Raw genomic sequence first — 19,501 nt, 5'->3', positions numbered from 1 at the left:
CGCCATGGTCGAACTCCGCTCCGTCCGCAAGTCCTTCGGCTCCCTGGAGGTGCTGAAGGGCGTCGACCTGGAGGTCGCCGCGGGCGAGGTCACCGTCGTCCTCGGGCCCTCCGGGTCCGGCAAGTCCACGCTCCTGCGCACCATCAACCACCTGGAGAAGGTGGACGGGGGCTGGGTCAGCGTCGACGGCGCGCTCGTCGGCTACCGCCGTGCCGGGGACAAGCTGTACGAGCTGCGCGAGCGCGAGGTGCTCAAGCAGCGCACGCGGATCGGCTTCGTCTTCCAGAACTTCAACCTCTTCCCGCATCTGACCGTCCTGGAGAACATCGTCGAGGCGCCCGTCTCCGCGCTGAAGCGGCCCCGCAAGGACGCCGTCGCGAGCGCCGAGGCCCTGCTCGCCCGGGTCGGCCTCGCCGACAAGGCCGGCGCCTACCCCAAGCAGCTCTCCGGCGGGCAGCAGCAGCGCGTCGCCATCGCCCGCGCGCTCGCCCTGGAGCCGAAGCTGCTCCTCTTCGACGAGCCGACGTCCGCGCTCGACCCGGAGCTGGTCGGTGAAGTCCTCGACGTCATCAAGGACTTGGCGCGCCAAGGCACCACGATGATCGTCGTCACGCACGAGATCGGCTTCGCGCGGGAGGTCGCCGACACGGTCGTCTTCATGGACGACGGCCGGGTCGTCGAGCGCGGTGCCCCCGGCGACGTACTGGAATCCCCGCGGCACGAGCGTACGCGCGCGTTTCTCTCCAAGGTCCTCTAGGAGCCCCTGAATGCATTCCCGACGCACCACCCTCGCCGCCGCCCTCGCCCTGCTGGCCACCGCGCCCCTGCTCGGCGCCTGCGGCGGTGACAGCGACGCCGCGACCGGCGGCGGACGGCCCGGCACAGAGAAGGTCGGGTCCGTCGACATCGGGCCCGACCAGCACCGCGTACGCGGCAGGAAGGTCGCGTCGATCGCCGCGCTCGTGCCTCAGGAGGTCCGGGAACGGGGGACGTTGCGGCTCGGCGGCGGCGCCGACTCGGCCCCTCCGCTCGGCTTCTACGCCACCGACGACAAGACGCGGATCGGCTCCGAGGTGGACCTCGCGATCCTCGTCGCCGACACCCTCGGCCTTGAGCCGAGGTTCGAGCAGGTCTCCTGGGAGAACCTCTTCGTCGGTCTGGACAGCGGGAAGTTCGACGGCGTCTTCAGCAATGTCACGGTGACCGAGGAGCGCAAGGAGAAGTACGACTTCGCGACCTACCGTCTCGACAACATCGCCTTCGAGGCGAAGAAGGACGCCGACTGGACGGTGAAGGGGCCCGAAGGCGTGGCGGGCAAGTCCGTCGCGGTCTCCTCGGGCACCAACCAGGAGAAGATCCTCGTCGACTGGAGCAGGCGGAACGAGAAGGCCGGGCGCGAGCCGGTCGACATCAAGTACTTCCAGAAGGACTCCGATTACTACCTGGCCCTGCAGTCGGGGCGCATCGACGCGTATCTCGGGCCGAGCCCCGCGGTCTCGTACCACGTGGCCTCCGCCGGTCAGACGAAGGTGGTCGGCTCGCTCTCCGGCGGGGGCGCGGCGCTGCAGGGGGAGATCGCCGCGACCACGAAGAAGGGGAGCGGGCTTGCGGACGCGTATGCCGCGGCTCTCAACCACGTGATCAGGGACGGGAGTTACGCGAAGGTCCTGAAGCGGTGGGGGCTCTCGCGCGAGGCCGTGAAGAAGTCCGAGATCAATCCGCCGGGCCTGCCGAAACCGTAGCCGACCGCCTGCACAGAAAGGTTCAGCCGATGACCCACCACGTACCCGGCCGCGGACCCCTCCACCTCGCCGCCGCCATCGACCAGAACGAGGCCTACGACGCCGACTCCTACGGCGAGTTGGCGCTGCTCGCCGAGCACGGGGCGCTGGACTTCGTGACCCTCGGGGACTCCTTCGCGCGGCCCGGACTCGACGCACTCGCCGTGGCCGCCAGGATCGCGCCCGGCACCGGGCGCGTCGGACTCGTGCCGACCGTCACCACCACGCACACCGAGCCGTTCCACGTGCAGGCCGCCGTGGCGACCCTCGACTGGGTCAGCCACGGGCGGGCCGGCTGGACGGTCGACGTGTCGGCGACCGAGGCCGAGGCCAGGCTCTTCGGACGGCGCCGTGCCGCGCCCCGCGAGGAGCTGTGGCACGAGGCCGGTGAAGTCGCCGACGTCGCCCGGCGGTTGTGGGACAGCTGGGAGGACGACGCGGAGATACGGGACGAGTCGACGGGCCGCTTCATCGACCGGGACAAGCTGCACCACGTCGACTTCGTGGGCCGCTCCTTCTCGGTGAAGGGCCCCTCCATCGTGCCGCGGCCACCGCAGGGCCACCCCGTGGTCGTCGTCGACGCGACCGCGCCGCAGGCCCGCGAGACCGCGGCCCGGCACGCGGACGTCGCCCTCGTGCGCGTCGCGTCCGCCGAGCGTGCCGACGCCGCGCGTGCCGAACTGCGGGGCCTTGCCGCGCGGTTCGGGCGCGACCCGCGGACGCTGCGGGTGCTTGCCGCCCTCGTCGTCGACCTCGGCGGCGGTGAGTGTGCCGCCGAGCCGGGCCACGGCGGAGGGTCGCTGCCCACCGCCGAGGGGCCCTCCTACCGGGGCGGGCCCGTCGACCTGGCCGACCTGATCGCCGACTGGCACCGCGCGGGCGCCGTGGACGGCTTCCACCTCACGCCCGTCGAGCCGCGCCGCGACCTGGAGCGGCTCGTCAACGGCACCGTCGCGCTGCTCCAGCACCGCGGCCTGTTCCGCACCTTCTATCCGGGCAGCACGCTCAGGGAGCACCTGGGGCTCGCCCGGCCCGCCAACCGCTACGCCGCGCTCGTGGAGGAGCCGTCACTCGTGGGGGAGCCGTCATGACCGAGGGGCCCAAGCAGGTGCATCTGGCCGCCCACTTCCCCGGGGTCAACAGCACCACCGTGTGGACCGACCCCAGGTCCCGCTCGCACATCGACTTCTCCTCCTTCGCGGCGCTCGCCCGCACCGCCGAGCGCGGTCTGTTCGACTTCTTCTTCCTCGCCGAAGGGCTGCGTCTGCGCGAGCACAAGGGGCGGATCCACGACCTGGACGTCGTCGGGCGGCCCGAGTCGCTCACCGTGCTGACCGCGCTCGCCGCCGTCACCGAGCGGCTCGGCCTCGCGGGCACCGTGAACGCGACGTTCAACGAACCCTTCGAACTGGCCCGCAGATTCGCCTCGTTGGACCATCTGAGCGGGGGCCGCGCCGCCTGGAACGTGGTCACCACCTCGGACGCCTTCACCGGCGAGAACTTCCGGCGCGGCGGCTACCTCGACCGCGCCGATCGGTACACCCGCGCCGCCGAGTTCCTCGCGACGGCGCGCGAGCTGTGGGACTCCTGGACCCCGCAGGGGCGGCCGCGCCCCTTCGCGCACCAGGGGCGGCACTTCACGGTCGAGGGCGAGTTCACCGTGCCGCGCTCCCCGCAGGGGCACCCCGTGGTGATCCAGGCCGGGGACTCGCCCGAGGGGCGGGAGTTCGCCGCTTCGGCCGCCGACGTGATCTTCACGCGGCACGGCACACCGGAGGCGGGCCGCGCCTTCTACGCCGACGTCAAGGGCCGCCTCGCGACGTACGGACGGGACCCCGACGACCTGAAGATCATGCCCGGGGTCACCTTCGTGCTCGGCGACACCGCGGCCGAGGCCCAGGAGAAGGCCGCCGAGATCCGCCGCAAGCAGGTCTCGCCGCAGAACGCGATCCTCGCCCTGGAGCAGGTGTGGGGCGTGGACCTGTCCGCGTACGACCCCGAAGGGCCGCTGCCCGACATCGACCCGGACCCGGATTCGGAGCTGGTGCAGGGGCGCGTCAAGATCAGGGATCCCTTCGCCGTCGCCGCGAAGTGGCGGGCCCTGTCCGAGGCCAAGGGCCTGTCCATCCGGCAGACCGTCATCGAGACGACCGCCCGCCAGTCCTTCATCGGCACACCGGACACGGTCGCCGCCGAGCTCGCGGAGTCCGTGGCGACCGACGCCGCCGACGGCTTCATCCTCGTACCGCATCTGACGCCGGGCGGGCTCGACGACTTCGTCGAGAAGGTGGTGCCCCTGCTCCAGGAGCGCGGCGTGTACCGCACGGAATACCGGGGCGCGACGCTGCGCTCCCACCTCGGGCTGCGCGAGCCCGTATGGAAGGGTTGATGATCATGAGCACCGAACACGACGCCGTCGCGGACGCCGAGGCCGCACAGGACTGGAAGCGCTGGCACGAGCAGCGCACGGAGACGGTATCGGCCCCCTACGGGCCGCTCTCCCTCACCGGCACCCACTGGCTCGCGGACCACCCGGACGGGCACCTTCCGGGCATTCCCGGGCAGTGGACCGAGACGTCCGACGCGGTCGTCCTGACCGCGGGCCGGGGCGACGGCCTGACCGTCGACGGACAGCCCCTGACCGGACAGGCCCGCCTGGCCGCCGACTCCGGCCCCGTCACCGAGGCGCGCGTCGCGCACGGCGGGCGCCGCCTGGTCGTCCTGTGGCGCGAAGGCCTGTGGGCGGTACGGGACTTCGACCCGGACGCCGCCGCGCGCCGCGCCTTCAAGGGCATCGACGCCACGCCCCACGACGCCCGCTGGGCGGTGCCCGGGCGCTTCACGCCGTACGACGAGCAGCGCACCGTCACGGTCGGCAACGCGGACGGCAAGGAGCGCGGCCTCGGCCTCGGCGGCGAACTCTCCTTCCGGCTCGGGGGAGTCGAGCACACCCTCCAGGTGGCGGTGGAGGGCGACGGATCCCTGTGGGCCGTCTTCGCGGACGCCACCAGCGGCACCTCCAGCTACCGCTTCCGCTTCCTGCGGCCCGCGGCGCCCGACGCGGAGGGCCGCACCACGGTCGACTTCAACCGGTCGCTGCTGCCCCCGTGCGCCTTCGCCGACCACTTCATCTGCCCCTTCCCGCCGCCCGGCAACACCCTGGTCACCGAGATCGCGGCGGGAGAGCGGAACCTTCTGGACCGCTGACTCGTCAGAACGGACGGCTTCGGCACGGAGGCCGGCGACCCGAGCCCCGGTGGCGTACGAGAGGTACGAGACCCACCGGGGCCGGTCGACGTGTATCGGTCGGCGGCCGAAAGACGCCCTTGTGCGGCCTGTCCCGCCCCCCAATACTCCCGAGCAGCGCTTGTCAGGAGCACGGCGTAACCGGAATTCGCCTTGCTCTTTGGCTGCGCCTCACGGGTCCTCAACCCACAAGGACCCACTGACTTCCCTCGGGAGGAACAAACGTGAGGATCAAGCGCACCACCCGCCGCAGTGGCATAGCGAGACGCACGCGTCTGATCGCGGTGGCCAGCGGACTCGTGGCCGCAGGAGCGCTCGTCGTGCCCGCGGCGAACGCCCAGGACGGCGCGGCGACCTTCAGTGCGGCACAGCTGGAACAGGCCAACGACGCGGTGCTCGACGCCGATGTCGCGGGCACCGCCTGGGGCGTGGACCCGAAGACCAAGCAGGTCGTCGTCACCGCCGACAGCACGGTCTCCAAGGCCGAGATCGCCAGGATCAAGGAAGCGGCGGGGTCCAACGCGGACGCCCTGAAGATCCAGCGCACCCCCGGCAAGTTCCAGAAGTACATCTCCGGCGGCGACGCGATCTACGCGTCCAGCTGGCGCTGCTCGCTCGGCTTCAACGTGCGCAACAGCGCGGGAACCTACTACTTCCTGACCGCCGGGCACTGCACCGACGGCGCGACCACCTGGTGGGCCAACTCGGCGAAGACCACCGTGCTCGGCACCACGTCGGGCTCCAGCTTCCCGACGAACGACTACGGCATCGTCCGGTACACCAACACCTCGATCACCAAGTCCGGCACCGTGGGCAGCCAGGACATCACGCGCGCCGCCGACCCCACCGTCGGGCAGAACGTGACCCGGCGCGGCTCCACGACCGGCACGCACAGCGGCCGGGTCACCGCGCTGAACCAGACCGTCAACTACGGCGGCGGCGACGTCGTCTACGGCATGATCAAGACCACGGTCTGCGCCGAGCCCGGCGACAGCGGCGGCCCGCTGTACTCCGGTTCCACGGCGCTCGGTCTGACCTCCGGCGGCAGCGGCAACTGCTCGTCCGGCGGCACGACCTTCTTCCAGCCGGTCACCGAGGCGCTGCGCGCGTACAACGTGAGCGTCTACTGAGACCCGCGCTCGGCCACTGAGACCGTGGCCGGCGGCAGGATGAGCCCCCGCCCGGCTTCCGGGCGGGGGCTCGCCCTATCCCCGGGGAGCGAGCTACCTTCGAAGTGGACGCCCAACACGCCCAATTCGGACCCTGGGGGGCCGGCATGGTCGAGGAGCTGGTGGCAGCGGGAGTGACCCTCGGGTCTGTCGGAGCGGTGTACCTGATGGCGGCGGCGCGCGTCGTCAAACAGTACGAACGGGGCGTGGTGCTGCGCCTCGGTCGGCTGCAACGGTCGGTGCGCGGACCGGGGTTCACCATGATCGTTCCCTTCGTGGACCGGCTCCGCAAGGTGAACATGCAGATCGTGACGATGCCGGTGCCCGCGCAGGACGGCATCACGCGCGACAACGTCACGGTGCGGGTCGACGCCGTCATCTACTTCAAGGTCGTCGACGCCGCCGAGGCCGTGGTGCAGGTCGAGGACTACCGCTTCGCGGTGTCGCAGATGGCGCAGACCTCGCTGCGCTCCATCATCGGCAAGAGCGACCTGGACGACCTGCTGTCCAACCGCGAAAAGCTCAACCAGGGCCTGGAGTTGATGATCGACAGCCCCGCCATCGGCTGGGGCGTGCAGATCGACCGCGTCGAGATCAAGGACGTGTCGCTGCCCGAGACCATGAAACGGTCCATGGCACGGCAGGCCGAGGCCGACCGCGAGCGCCGCGCCCGCGTCATCAACGCCGACGCCGAACTCCAGGCCTCCAAGAAGCTGGCCGAGGCCGCGCACGAGATGGCCGAGGAGCCCGCCGCCCTCCAACTGCGCCTGCTGCAGACCGTGGTGGCCGTCGCCGCCGAGAAGAACTCCACCCTCGTCCTGCCCTTCCCCGTGGAGCTGCTCCGCTTCCTGGAACGGGCCCAGCAGGCGCTGCCGCAGCAGCCCGCGGCGGACTCCGCGAAGCTGCCGCAGCAGCCCGCTGCGGACCCCGCGAAGCTGCCGGAATCCGGAGCGCGGGAGGCGGAAGTCGGAGAGTCGGGCCCCTCTGAAGGGTCGAGAACCAGACAGGACTAGTCCTCACCCCCTGGCGATCGTTCCTTGCGCGCGGTGTTTGCAGCGGGAACCGACGTGGCGAGATCGAGATCACCCAACGGGCGGGGGGCGTGCGGCAGTTGCCGCGTGCGCGTCCTGAAGTAGACCTTGTGTGCGACTGGAGGGCATCGGGATAGTGGGCGAGGCCAATTTGGCATGGACGCGGCTTCTTCAGCGTGGCAACTCCGTGCCGCGTAAGCCCTGCGGCCCACCCGGCCCCACACCGGACGGGTCGATCCCCCCACAGGAGGTCGTGAGTTTTGAAGCACCGACGCATACCCAAGCGGCGTGCCGCCGTGGCAGGCGCGGGCATCGCCGCGCTGATCGCCGCGGGAATCACCTTCCAGACTGCGAACGCGAGCGAGAACTCCCCGGAGCCCACGCCGGACACCCTCTCGGTGGCGAAGGCCGGATCGCTCGCCTCGTCCCTGACCAAGGACCTCGGCGCGGACGCCGCGGGCACGTACTACGACGCGAAGGCCAAGTCCCTCGTCGTGAACGTGCTGAACGAGAGGGCGGCGGACGCCGTCGAGTCGGCGGGCGGCAAGGCCAGAATCGTCGAGAACTCCCTGGCCGAGCTGAAGAGCGCCCGCGCGACGCTCGACGACAAGGCGGCCGTGCCCGGCACCTCGTGGGCGATGGACCCGACCACGAACAAGATCGTCGTGACGGCGGACCGCACGGTCAAGGGCGCGAAGCTCGACAAGGTCGGCGCGATCGTCAAGAGCCTCGGCGGCAAGGCCGAACTCAAGCACAGCAAGGGCGAGTACAAGGCCTTCATCGCCGGCGGCGACGCGATCTGGGGGAGCGGTTCGCGCTGCTCGCTCGGCTTCAACGTCGTCAAGGGCGGCCAGCCCTACTTCCTGACGGCGGGCCACTGCGGCAACTCGGTCAAGAGCTGGTCCGACTCGCAGGGCGGCCAGGAGATCGGCACCACGGAGGAGTCGAGCTTCCCGGGCAACGACTACGCCATCGTGAAGTACACGGCCGACACCCCGCACCCGAGCGAGGTCAACCTCTACGGCGGCACCCAGGCGATCAGCAAGGCCGGGGACGCCACGGTCGGCCAGAAGGTGACGCGCAGCGGCAGCACCACCCAGGTCCACGAGGGTGAGGTCACCAAGCTGGACGCGACCGTCAACTACCAGGAGGGCCAGGTCGACGGTCTGATCCAGACCACGGTCTGTGCGGAGCCCGGCGACAGCGGCGGCGCGCTCTTCGCGGGCGACACCGCGCTGGGCCTCACCTCGGGCGGCAGCGGCGACTGCTCCTCCGGCGGCGAGACCTTCTTCCAGCCGGTGCCGGAGGCCTTGTCGGCCTACGGAGCGGAAATCGGCTGAGCCTGTACGAAGCTTCCTGTACGAAGCTTTGAGCCCCGCCCCCGGAAGACCGGGGGCGGGGCTTTTCCGTAATCCTTGTGAAAACATTCACAAGCGCTCAAGGGTCCTAAGTCCCGCAATGTTCGCGCAGGTCAGAGCTGCTTCTTGAGATCTCCTGTGCGGCCCGAAGGGACTTTCTGCCTGCCTGATGAGGCCTTTTTCGGGCGCTCCAGTGGAACGTAAAGGTGTCGAATTGGAGCAGCACAGAAAAAGGTCTCGACGAAGGAGTACCCGCCATGCAGGCCAAGGAGATGGTGGACGGACTCGTGCGGGGCGCCCTCGTGGCGCTCGAACGGTTCGAGTCGTACGACCAGGAGCAGGTCGACCACATCGTCAAGAAGGCCTCCCTCGCCGCGCTGAGTCACCACGGGGAGCTCGCGCGGCAGGCGGTCGAGGAGACGGGGCGGGGCCTCTTCGAGGACAAGGCCGTCAAGAACCTCTTCGCGTGCGAGCACGTCGTCAACTCGATGCGCGGCCTGAAGACCGCGGGCGTCATCTCCCGCGACGAGCTGAACGGCATCACCGAGATCGCCGAACCGGTCGGCGTCGTCTGCGCGATGACCCCGGTGACCAACCCGACCTCGACCACGATCTTCAAGGCCCTCATCGCCCTGAAGACCCGCAACCCGATCGTCTTCGCCTTCCACCCGAGCGCCCAGAACTGCTCGGCCGAGGCCGCCAGGATCGTGCGGGACGCCGCGATCGAGGCCGGCGCGCCCGAGCACTGCGTGCAGTGGGTCGAGGAGCCCTCGATGGAGGCCACCGGCCTTCTCATGAACCACGAGGGCGTCTCGACGATCCTCGCCACCGGCGGCAACGCCATGGTCAAGGCCGCCTACTCGTGCGGCAAGCCCGCGCTCGGCGTCGGCGCGGGGAACGTACCCGCCTACGTCACCCGAAGCGGCAAGCTCCGGCGGGCCGTTCACGACATCGTGCTCTCCAAGGCCTTCGACCACGGCATGATCTGCGCCTCCGAGCAGGCCGTCATCCTCGACCAGGAGATCTACGAGGAGGGCCTCGCGGAGTTCCGTCGGCTCGGCGCGTACGTCGTCTCGGCGGCCGAGAAGACCAAGCTGGAGGAGTTCGTCTTCGGCACGACCGCCTTCGCCAACAACTGCTCGGGCGCCAGGCTGAACGCCGCCGTCGTCGGCAGGTCCCCGCGGTGGATCGCCGAGCAGGCCGGGTTCGAGGTCCCCGAGGGCACCTCGGTCATCGTCGCCGAGTGCGCGGAGGTCGGCGAGGGCGAGCCGCTCACCCGCGAGAAGCTCTCCCCGATCCTGGCCGCGCTCAAGGCGGAGACCACCGAGCACGGCCTCGAACTCGCCGCGCGGATGGTCGAGTTCCACGGCCTCGGGCACAGCGCCGCCATTCACACCGAGGACGAGGAGCTCGCGGAGGAGTTCGGCAGGCGCGTCAAGGCGGTCCGTGTCATCGTCAACGCGCCCTCGACCTTCGGCGGCATCGGCGACGTGTACAACTCCTTCCTCCCCTCGCTCACCCTCGGCTGCGGTTCGTACGGACACAACTCGGTGTCGAACAACGTCTCCGCGGTCAACCTGGTCAACGTCAAGCGGATCGGACGGCGCAACAACAACATGCAGTGGTTCAAGGTCCCGCCGAAGATCTACTTCGAGCGCAACTCCCTGCGGTACCTGGGGGAGATGGAGGGCATCAGGCGCGTCTCGATCGTGACCGACAAGACCATGTCGGCGCTCGGGTTCGTCGCCCGCGTGAACGACATCCTCGCGGCGCGGCCCGAGCCCGTCACCGTCCAGGTCATCGACGACGTCGAGCCCAACCCGGAGCTGGCGACGGTACGGGCCGGTGCCGCGCTCATGCGGGACTTCGGGCCGGACACGATCATCGCCCTCGGCGGCGGCTCGCCGATGGACGCGGCGAAGGTCATGTGGCTGATGTACGAGCACCCGGAGGTCGAGTTCGCGGACACCAAGGAGAAGTTCTTCGACATCCGCAAGCGGGCCTTCAAGTTCCCGGGGCTCGGCGAGAAGGCGCAGATGGTGGCCGTCCCGACCACCTCGGGCACGGGCAGCGAGGTCACCCCCTTCGCGGTCATCTCCGACCCGGAGGCCGCGCAGAAGTACCCCCTCGCCGACTACGCGCTCACCCCGAACGTCGCGATCGTCGACCCGGTCCTGCCGATGAAGCTCCCCGCGACCGTCACCGCCGACTCCGGCTTCGACGCGCTGACCCACGCCACCGAGGCGTACGTCTCCGCGTACGCGAACGACTACACCGACGGGCTCTGCCTCCAGGCGATCAAGCTCATCTTCGAGAACCTGGAGCGGTGCGTGGTCAACGGGGCGAAGGACCCCGAGGCGCGCGAGAAGATGCACAACGCCTCGACGGTCGCGGGCATGGCCTTCGCCAACGCCTTCCTCGGGCTCGTGCACGCCATGGCGCACACCCTCGGCAACACGTTCCACGTCGCCCACGGGCGCACCAACGCGCTGCTCCTGCCGCACGTCATCCGGCACAACGGCACGGTGTCCGGCAAGGCGACGCCTTGGCCGAAGGCGGAGGTCTACCGGGCGCCCGAGCGGTTCCAGGAGATCGCGCGGACGCTGGGTCTGCCGGCGGCCTCGGCGGAGGAGGGCGTCGAGTCCTACGCCCGGGCGGTCGAGGAGCTGCGGGCCAAGTGCGGGATTCCCTCCTCCTTCCGGGAGGAGGGAGTCGATGAGGCCGCCTTCCTGGAGGCGTTGCCGCAGCAGGTGATGAACGCGTACGCGGATCAGTGCGCGCCCGCCAATCCCCGTATGCCGATGCTCTCCGAGATGGAGCGGTTGATGAAGCAGGCGTATTACGGGGACGGGACGGGGGCCTGATCCGGTCTGCCGTCTGCGGGTCGTGTGTGGCTTGTCGCGCAGTTCCCCGCGCCCCTTACGGGGCGCCGGACCCCGCGCCCCTGAGCGAGGGCGCGGGGTTCAGCGTTTGGGCCAGTACCAGAGAGGCTCGTCCAGGAGGCTCTCCCTGCCGGCTACCGACGTCTGTCCTGCCTCCTTCACCAGTTCTATGGAGTTGACGTCGATCCGGTGGCGGGCCGCGCCCTTGGAGACCGCTTCGGCGAGCGGGTCGGCGTGGGTCACCAGGACCACCTGCGTGTCCTTCGTCGCCGTGAGGATCAGGTCCGCCAGGGGGCGCAGGAGGTCGGGGTGCAGGCTCGTCTCCGGCTCGTTCAGGACCAGGAGGGACGGGGGGCGGGGCGTGAGCAGCGCCGCCGTCCACAGCAGATAGCGCAGGGTGCCGTCGGACAGTTCGGCCGGGCCCAGCGGGCGCAGCAGGCCGCGCTGGTGCAGTTGGATCTCGAACCGGCCGCCGTTGTCGACGACGCGGACCCGGCTGCCGGGGAAGGCGTCCGCCACGGCCTCGTCGAGCGCTTGGTCGTCGCCGATCTCGCGGATGGTCTGCAGGGCCGCGGCGAGGTCCGCGCCGTCGTGGCCGAGGACCGGGGTGCGGGTGCCGATCCGGGCGGCGCGCGCGGGGGCGTCGGCGTCGGTGCGCACGTGGTCGTAGAACCGCCAGGAGCGGATCAGTTCGCGGAGCCTGAGCAGGTCGGGGGCGAGCTGGGGGTCGGCGAACTCGCTGAGCATGCTGTCGTACGGCCTGATGCCCTGGGAGCGGTGCCAGCCGCCGTCGGCCGTGCGGGTGCGCACGGCCGGGCCCGCGCGGTCGCAGAGCAGCGCGGCGGGCCGAAGGACCGGGCCCGCCCAGGTGGACTCGCGCTTGATCTCGGGGTCTAGGGCGAACATGGAGGGGGAGCCGGGGGCCGAGGCGGGGACGCCGAAGTCGACCGCGTACCCGAACTCGTCGCCCGCGAAGCCGAGTTTGAGGCCGGCGGGCTCGGCCTTGCGCTCGCCCGCCCAGAGCGCGGACGGCAGGCCGCCCTCACGGGCCAGGGCGGGGACCGCGCCGCCCGTGGCGGAGTCGGCGAGCAGGCGCAGGGCGCGGTACAGGCTGGACTTGCCCGTGCCGTTCGCGCCCGTGATCACGTTCAGCCGGTCCAGCGGGACGATCAGCTTGCGCAGGGAGCGGTAGTTCTCGACGGCGAGTGTGCGGATCATGTGTCTCAGCCTCGCACCCGGGTCTGACAATCCCCCTCGGCAAGCCCTCCCGGCTCACGTCTCCGGCTGTACGTCCGGTGCGTCCGGGGCCAGGAAGCGGCCCATCGGCAGGACCGGGCGGCCCCAGGTGGACGCCATCACCTGGCCCGCGAGCAGATAGAGCGCCCCGGCGCTCGCGCCGAGCCCGAACCAGCCGGCGACCCGGTTCCAGCCGACCGAGCCCGTGAAGCCGTTGCAGGTCATCGCCACGAACACGACGAGTACGCAGGTGAAGGTGAGCAGCAGCGCCAGATGGATGCGGAAGCTGGCCAGCCACAGCACGAAGACGACGAACACCCAGGGCAGGGTGAACAGGCCCATCGTGTCGCCGCGCAGCGACGGGTCGAGGCCGGGAAGCACCCAGAGCAGCATCAGCGCCTTCGCCATCCAGAAGAGCCCGAAGCCGCCGAAGACCGTGGCGTGCCAGGTGTCGCCGCGCTGCGCCTGGAAGAGCCCGGCGAGCAGCTGCGCGAGCCCGCCGATGAAGAAGCCGACCAGGGGCACGACCGAGTGCAGGAGCTTCTCGGGGAAGACGCCCGCGTCGATGCCGGTGGCGATCGTCGTGACCACGATGAAGCCGGTGAGTCCGAGCGGGCCCAGCTGGGCCTGCGCGGTGGGCTCCATGCGTTTGACGGAGACCGCCTGGGCCGCGGGGCCCGTGCGGTGCGGGAAGTTCACGCAATGCCCTTGCCGTAGCTGGTGCCGGTCAGGTCGATCGAGCCGTTGTTCTTGTTCTTGCGCCGTGCGGACAGGGCGAGGGTGACGACGACGCCGAGGACCGCCCAGGCGGCGAGGACCAGGAGCGGCCCGGTGACCGCGTTCCCCTCGAAGTACGCGATGGAGCGCGCCACCCAGGTGCCCGCGCCCGGCGGCAGCCAGGGCCCGATCGCCTCCCAGAAGGGCGGCAGCATCGGCAGCGGGAAGGCGCCGCCCGCGCTCGGGTTGCCCGCGATGACGACGAGGAGGACGGCGAGGCCGATGCCCACGATGCCGGTGAGCGACTGCAGGGCGAGCGTGATCGCGCCGACCCCGAAGATCACCAGGGCGCCGAGGCCCCACAGGCCCATGATGCTGCCCGGCAGGGCGCCGAGGATCGGCCCGATGATGATCGCGCCGCCGAGCCCGCCGACGATCGAGTAGAGCGCCATGGTGCCGAGCCTGATGACCGCGCGCGGGACGTTGGCGGCCCGGGACCCCGCGCTGATCGCGAGGATCGACGCGCACAGGTAGCCGCCGACGCACCAGCCGACGACCAGGTAGAACGACGAGAGCCCGTTGAAGTCCTGCTTCGACGCCGGGGCCACGTCGACGGTCTTCACCGCGCGCTTCTCGGCTCCCTCGATCTTGGCGGTGAGCTCGGTCAGGGTCCTGGAGAGCGCGGTTCCGCCGCCGGAGGCGACCAGGAGGGTGTCGGTGGTGCCGCGCGGGTCGACGATCAGGGCGCCGTCGATGTCGCGGTTCATGATCTGGTGGCGGGCCTCGCCCTCGCTCTCGACCACGCGGGTGTCGAGCGGTTCGCCGGGGAGCTTCTTCAGCCGGTCGGCGGTCTGCTCGGCCGCGGGTCCCGGGGCGACCACACCGAAGGGGACGTCTCTCGGTTTCGGGTTGTGCAGGGCCCCTACGTAGGAGGCGATGAACAGCAGCTGCAGGGCGAGTACGCCGATGACGAGCAGGGCTGCTCGCGGAGTGACGGCGCTCTTCAATTCGTCGGCGAACCTCATGCCCCCACGCTCGGGGGCCCCGGCCGTTCCCGCAGGTGGGATGGGCCGAACGGACGACAGGAGCGGACTGGGGGTGCCCGGAAACCGCCAATCGAACATTCGTGTCGTACGTGAGTTCGAAACTGGTCTATGGTGGAGACGGGGGATGTGAGATCGGATCGAGGCAGGGTTTCAGGAGGTGCGTGTGCCAGGGTTCACGCATCTGCACACCGTCTCCGGGTTCTCCCTGCGGTACGGCGCCTCGCACCCGGAGCGGCTCGCCGAGCGCGCCGCCGAGCGGGGCATGGACGCCCTCGCGCTCACCGACAGGGACACCCTCGCGGGCGCCGTCCGGTTCGCCAAGGCCTGTGAGAAGGCCGGGGTGCGGCCGCTGTTCGGGGCCGAGCTCGCGGTGGGGGCGCTCGTCCCCGCCAAGGGGGAGCGGCGGCGGGCGCCCGTGCGCGGCGGTGCCTTCATCGACGAGTCGACCCCGCGCGTGACCTTCCTCGCCCGCGACGGCGCCACCGGCTGGGCGACGCTCTGCCGCCTGGTCACCGCCGTGCACCGCGAAGGCGCGGGACAGCCCGTCCTGCCGTGGCGGGAGAACCACGGCGAGGGGCTGACCGTGCTGCTCGGCCCCGCCTCCGACGTGGGGCGCGCGCTCGCCGCCGGGCGTCCGGACCGGGCGGCCCGGCTCCTTGCCCCGTGGCGCGAGCGGTACGGCGACGCGCTGCGCCTGGAGTCCGTCTGGCACGGCCGCGAGGGCACGGGGCCCGGCTCGCTCCGGCTCGCCGCGCGCACCGTCGGCTTCGCCGCCGAGCAGGGCGTGCGCCCCGTCCTGAGCAACGCCGTGCGCTACGCCGACCCGGGCCAGGGCCCCGTCGCCGACGTCCTCGACGCCGCGCGCCGCCTCGTCCCCGTCGACCCGACCAAGGAACTCGACGGCGGCGAGCGGTGGTTGAAGGGCGCGGACGACATGTTCCGCGTCGCCGAGCGTGTCGTCGAGGCCGCGGGCTTCCGCCGCGACACCGCCCACCGGCTGCTCGAACAGACCCGTGCGGTCGCCGCCGAGTGCCTCGTCGACGCCGAGGACGACATCGGTATCGGGTCCGTGCACTTCCCCGAGCCGCGCCTGGTCGGCGCCGGGCGCCGCACCGCGCAGCGCGTCCTGGCCTCCCGGGCGGCGGCGGGCATGGTGCTGCGCGGGTACGACCGCGGCCCCGGGGCCCGGGACTACTGGGAGCGGATGCACCGGGAGCTGGACATCATCGCGCACCACGGCTTCGCCTCCTACTTCCTGACCGTGGCCCAAGTGGTCGACGACGTACGCGACCTGGGCATCCGGGTCGCGGCGCGCGGGTCGGGCGCGGGGTCGCTGGTCAACCACCTCATCGGCATCGCGCACGCCGACCCCGTCGAGCACGGGCTTCTCATGGAGCGGTTCCTGTCCAAGCGGAGGGCCGTGCTTCCCGACATCGACATCGACGTCGAGTCGGCCCGCCGTCTGGAGGTCTACCGCGCGATCATCGGCCGCTTCGGCACCGAGCGGGTCGCGACGGTCGCCATGCCCGAGACCTACCGGGTCCGCCACGCCGTGCGCGACGTGGGCGCCGCCCTGTCCATGGACCCGGCCGACATCGACCGGATCGCCAAGGCCTTCCCGCACATCCGTGCCCGCGACGCCCGCGCGGCGATGGAGGAGCTGCCCGAACTACGGCAGATCGCCCGGGAGTTGGGGGACCGCGACCGGCTGTGGGAGCTGGTCGAGGCCCTCGACGCGCTGCCGCGCGGCGTCGCCATGCACCCGTGCGGGGTGCTGCTCTCCGACGCCTCGCTGCTCGCCCGCACGCCGGTGATGCCGACCAGCGGCGAGGTCCCCCATAGCCTTAAGGGCATGGGAGGTGCCCCCCTCCCCATGTCGCAGTTCGACAAGGAGGACGTCGAGGACCTCGGCCTGCTCAAGCTGGACGTGCTCGGCGTGCGGATGCAGTCGGCGATGGCGCACGCGGTGGCGGAGGTCGAACGGGCCACGGGGGAGCGGGTGGACGTGGACGCGGTGCCGCCGGGTGATCCGGCTACGTATCAACTCATCAAGTCCGCCGAGACGTTGGGGTGTTTCCAGATCGAGTCGCCGGGCCAGCGTGACCTGGTCGGACGCCTTCAGCCCGCGACCTTCCACGACCTGGTGGTCGACATCTCCCTCTTCCGTCCGGGGCCCGTCGCCGCCGACATGGTGCGGCCCTTCATCGAGGCCAGGCACGGCCGCGCGCCCGTCCGCTACCCGCACCCCGACCTCGCGGAGCCGCTGAAGGAGACGTACGGAGTCGTCGTCTTCCACGAGCAGATCATCGAGATCGTGGACATCATGACCGGCTGCGGGCGCGACGAGGCGGACCGGGTGCGGCGCGGGCTCTCCGACCCCGATTCGCAGGGGCGGATCCGCTTCTGGTTCGCGCAGCACGCGGCGGCCAGGGGGTACGACACGGAGACGATCGCCCGCACCTGGGAGATCGTCGAGGCCTTCGGGTCGTACGGATTCTGCAAGGCGCACGCGGTGGCCTTCGCCGTGCCGACGTACCAGTCGGCGTGGCTGAAGGCCCATCACCCGGCCGCGTTCTACGCGGGGTTGCTCACGCACGACCCCGGCATGTACCCGAAGCGGCTGCTGCTCGCGGACGCGCGGCGGCGGGGGGTGCCGATCCTTCCGCTGGACGTGAACCGGTCGGCGGTCGCTCACCGCATCGAACTGGTGTCTGATAAATCGGGATCCCGGGAGGTCTGGGGGCTGCGGCTCGCCCTCTGCGACGTGCACGGCATCAGCGGCGCCGAGGCCGCGCGGATCGCGGAGGGGCAGCCCTACGCCTCGCTCGTCGACTTCTGGGAGCGGGCCAGGCCCTCCAAGCCGGTCGCGCGGCGGCTCGCGCAGGTCGGCGCGCTCGACGCGTTCGGCGCCAACCGCCGAGACCTGCAGCTGCACCTGGCCGAGCTGCGGCGCGGGACCCGGGGCGCGGCAGGAGGCCAACTGCCCCTGGCCGGCGGGCGCGGGACCGCGGCCGCGGGGCTTCCCGACCTCGACGACGCGGAGCGGCTCAGCGCCGAGCTCGGCGTCCTCGGCATGGACTCCTCCCGCCATCTCATGGGCGACCACAAGGAGTTCCTCGCGGAGCTCGGCGTGTTCGACGCCCGGCGCCTGCGCGAGGCCGAGCACGGCGCGACCGTCCTGGTCGCGGGCGCCAAGGCGGCCACCCAGACCCCGCCGATCCGCTCCGGCAAGCGCGTCATCTTCACCACCCTGGACGACGGCACGGGCCTGGTCGACCTGGCCTTCTTCGACGACGCCCACGAGCGGTGCGCGCACACCGTCTTCCACTCCTGGCTGCTGCTGGTGCGCGGCGTGGTGCAGCGGCGCGGGCCGCGCAGCCTCAGCGTGGTCGGCTCGGCGGCGTGGAACCTCGCGGAGCTGGTGGAGGTGCGGCAGGAGGGCGGCCTCGACGCGGTGGCGCTGCGCCTTGCGGAGCCTGCGGAGTCCGTGGAACCTGCGCAGTCCGTGGAGGCCGCGGAGCCCGCTGGGTCCTCTGGGCCCGCTCCCGGGGAGAAGGCGGCGGACGGCGGGCGGCGCATCCGCATGTCCACGGGGTACGAGATGCACCCCTGGGCGGATCTTCGTCCTGCGGGCGAAGGCGCCGCGGGGACACGGAAGTTGTGGCATCGGAGTCCGGGGAGCGCGGGATGAACGAAGGGACCACCACCCTCTACGTACGCTTTCTGCTGCCTCCCCTGCACGAAGCCGTCCTGCCCCGACTTCTGGGCCTGCTCGGGGAGTTCACCCCTCTGGTCGAGGCGCTGCCGCCCGACGCCGCACTCGTCGACGTGCGGGGCGCGCGGCGGTACTTCGGGCGGAGCGCCGTCGAGCTGGCCGCGCTGATACGGGTGCGGGCGCTCGCCCGGTACGGAGTGGAGTGCGCGGTCGGCGCGGGGCCCGGACCGATGCTGGCCCGGATGGCCGCGCGCGGCGCCGCGCCGGGCGTGACCCGCGCGGTGCCCGAAGGGGCGGACGGGGTACGGGAGTTCCTCGCCGAGCGGCCCGTCGGCGAGCTGCCGGGCATCGGCCGCGCCACCGCCCGCACCCTGTGCGAGTACGGGCTCGACTCCCTCGGCAAGGTCGCCGCCGCGCCCCTGTCCACCCTGCAGCGGCTCGTCGGCGCCCGCGCGGGCCGCGAGCTGCGCGAGAAGGCGCGGGGCGTCGACCGCACCCGGGTCACACCGAACGCCGCCGCGCGTTCGGTCTCCACCGAACGGTCCTTCGCCCGCGACGAGTTGGACCCCTTCCGGCACCGCCGCGCCCTGCTCTCCTGCGCCGAGGAACTGGGCGTCGGGATGCGCGGCGAGAGCCAGGTGTGCCGCGCGCTGACCCTCACGGTGCGGTACGCGGACCGCACCGGCTACTCGGCGATCACCAGGACCCGGACGCTGCCCGAGCCGACCGCGCACTCCACCGCGCTGACCGCGGCCGCGTACCGCATGTACGAGGCGCTCGGCCTGCAGCGCGCCCGGGTGCGCGGCATCGCCCTGCGCGCCGAGGGGCTCGGGCCCGCCGAACACGCGGCCCACCAGCTGACGTTCGACCCGGCGGACGACAAGGCCCGCCGGATCGAGGAGGTCGCCGACCGGGCGAGGGCGAGGTTCGGGCCCGGGGCGATCGTGCCGGGGACGCTGGCGGCGTAGCGTCCCCGCGCCCTCAGTCGGCGCCGCCGCGAGGCCCGCCGCGTCCGGAGTGCGCATGGCCGCGCCCGGTCGCGTCGCCGGGTGGGCCCGTGCGGTGTGCCCGCCGTGCACGTCGCCCGCGTCGAGCAGCGCGCCGACGTGCCGCGGCCCGCGCGGGTGGTCGCGGAACCGGTGGCCGCCCGCGTCCGGTTCGACCGGGCAAAGGGGCATCCGCGGTGCGGTGGTCCTGTCCGCGCCGTTCGGCCCCAGGAACCCGGTCACCCGGGCCGGACGCACCGTGAAGGGGAGGCGGTCGACGGCGAGTCGGCCGGGACACCGGCCCGGCGGCCGCATCCGCCGGGGGCGGGGTAGC

14 protein-coding genes are annotated in these 19,501 nt (G+C 71.7%); 11 read left to right on the top strand and 3 right to left on the bottom strand.

What is annotated here, in order from left to right; genetic code table 11:
- Positions 1-4 precede the first annotated feature (4 nt).
- The 9 genes from ACZ4D5_RS26175 (at position 5) to adhE (ending at position 11,449) form a co-directional block, all read left to right on the top strand.
- Complete coding sequence (locus ACZ4D5_RS26175) at positions 5-757, top strand: amino acid ABC transporter ATP-binding protein (RefSeq protein ID WP_467774899.1); 753 nt, start codon at positions 5-7, stop codon at positions 755-757.
- Positions 758-767: 10 nt separating this feature from the next.
- Positions 768-1,742, top strand: a complete 975-nt coding sequence (locus ACZ4D5_RS26170; RefSeq protein WP_467774826.1) for an ABC transporter substrate-binding protein — start codon at positions 768-770, stop codon at positions 1,740-1,742.
- 29 nt (positions 1,743-1,771) lie between these two features.
- Entirely contained in the window at positions 1,772-2,872 is a 1,101-nt protein-coding gene (locus tag ACZ4D5_RS26165) for an LLM class flavin-dependent oxidoreductase (RefSeq protein WP_467774825.1), read from the top strand.
- Positions 2,869-4,170 (top strand): NtaA/DmoA family FMN-dependent monooxygenase, encoded by a 1,302-nt coding sequence (locus ACZ4D5_RS26160; protein ID WP_467774824.1) that lies wholly within the window; start codon positions 2,869-2,871, stop codon positions 4,168-4,170. Before ACZ4D5_RS26165 ends, ACZ4D5_RS26160 begins: the two co-directional genes overlap by 4 nt.
- 5 nt (positions 4,171-4,175) lie before the next feature.
- Positions 4,176-4,988, top strand: a complete 813-nt coding sequence (locus ACZ4D5_RS26155) for a DUF1684 domain-containing protein (RefSeq protein WP_467774823.1) — start codon at positions 4,176-4,178, stop codon at positions 4,986-4,988.
- 263 nt (positions 4,989-5,251) lie between these two features.
- A complete protein-coding gene (locus ACZ4D5_RS26150; protein ID WP_467774822.1) occupies positions 5,252-6,157 on the top strand; it encodes a S1 family peptidase in 906 nt (301 codons plus the stop codon).
- 146 nt (positions 6,158-6,303) lie between these two features.
- A complete protein-coding gene (locus ACZ4D5_RS26145) occupies positions 6,304-7,209 on the top strand; it encodes a slipin family protein (protein ID WP_467774821.1) in 906 nt (301 codons plus the stop codon).
- Positions 7,210-7,487: 278 nt separating this feature from the next.
- Entirely contained in the window at positions 7,488-8,567 is a 1,080-nt protein-coding gene (locus tag ACZ4D5_RS26140) for a S1 family peptidase (protein WP_467774820.1), read from the top strand.
- 275 nt (positions 8,568-8,842) lie between these two features.
- Entirely contained in the window at positions 8,843-11,449 is a 2,607-nt protein-coding gene (adhE, locus tag ACZ4D5_RS26135) for a bifunctional acetaldehyde-CoA/alcohol dehydrogenase (RefSeq protein WP_467774819.1), read from the top strand.
- A gap of 99 nt (positions 11,450-11,548) precedes the next feature.
- On the opposite strand, the gene ACZ4D5_RS26130 is transcribed toward adhE, so the two are convergent.
- From ACZ4D5_RS26130 to ACZ4D5_RS26120, 3 genes are read right to left on the bottom strand one after another with little or no spacing between them, the layout of a single operon-like run.
- Positions 11,549-12,685, bottom strand: a complete 1,137-nt coding sequence (locus ACZ4D5_RS26130) for an AAA family ATPase (protein WP_467774818.1) — start codon at positions 12,683-12,685, stop codon at positions 11,549-11,551.
- 54 nt (positions 12,686-12,739) lie between these two features.
- Positions 12,740-13,402, bottom strand: a complete 663-nt coding sequence (locus ACZ4D5_RS26125; RefSeq protein WP_467774817.1) for an acetate uptake transporter — start codon at positions 13,400-13,402, stop codon at positions 12,740-12,742.
- Entirely contained in the window at positions 13,399-14,445 is a 1,047-nt protein-coding gene (locus tag ACZ4D5_RS26120; protein WP_467774816.1) for a DUF3533 domain-containing protein, read from the bottom strand. Before ACZ4D5_RS26120 ends, ACZ4D5_RS26125 begins: the two co-directional genes overlap by 4 nt.
- 184 nt (positions 14,446-14,629) lie before the next feature.
- On the opposite strand from ACZ4D5_RS26120, the gene ACZ4D5_RS26115 reads away from it, so the two are divergent.
- Together ACZ4D5_RS26115 and ACZ4D5_RS26110 are read left to right on the top strand one after the other, a co-directional pair.
- A complete protein-coding gene (locus ACZ4D5_RS26115; RefSeq protein WP_467774815.1) occupies positions 14,630-18,157 on the top strand; it encodes a DNA polymerase III subunit alpha in 3,528 nt (1,175 codons plus the stop codon).
- Entirely contained in the window at positions 18,154-19,149 is a 996-nt protein-coding gene (locus tag ACZ4D5_RS26110; RefSeq protein ID WP_467774814.1) for a DNA polymerase Y family protein, read from the top strand. The genes ACZ4D5_RS26115 and ACZ4D5_RS26110 overlap by 4 nt, the downstream gene beginning before the upstream one ends.
- Positions 19,150-19,501 lie beyond the last annotated feature (352 nt).

It is taken from the genome of Streptomyces sp. NPDC025651 (genome assembly GCF_055558735.1).
Note: the sequence above shows the minus strand (reverse complement) of the source record. Positions and strands in the feature narration are given on the sequence as shown.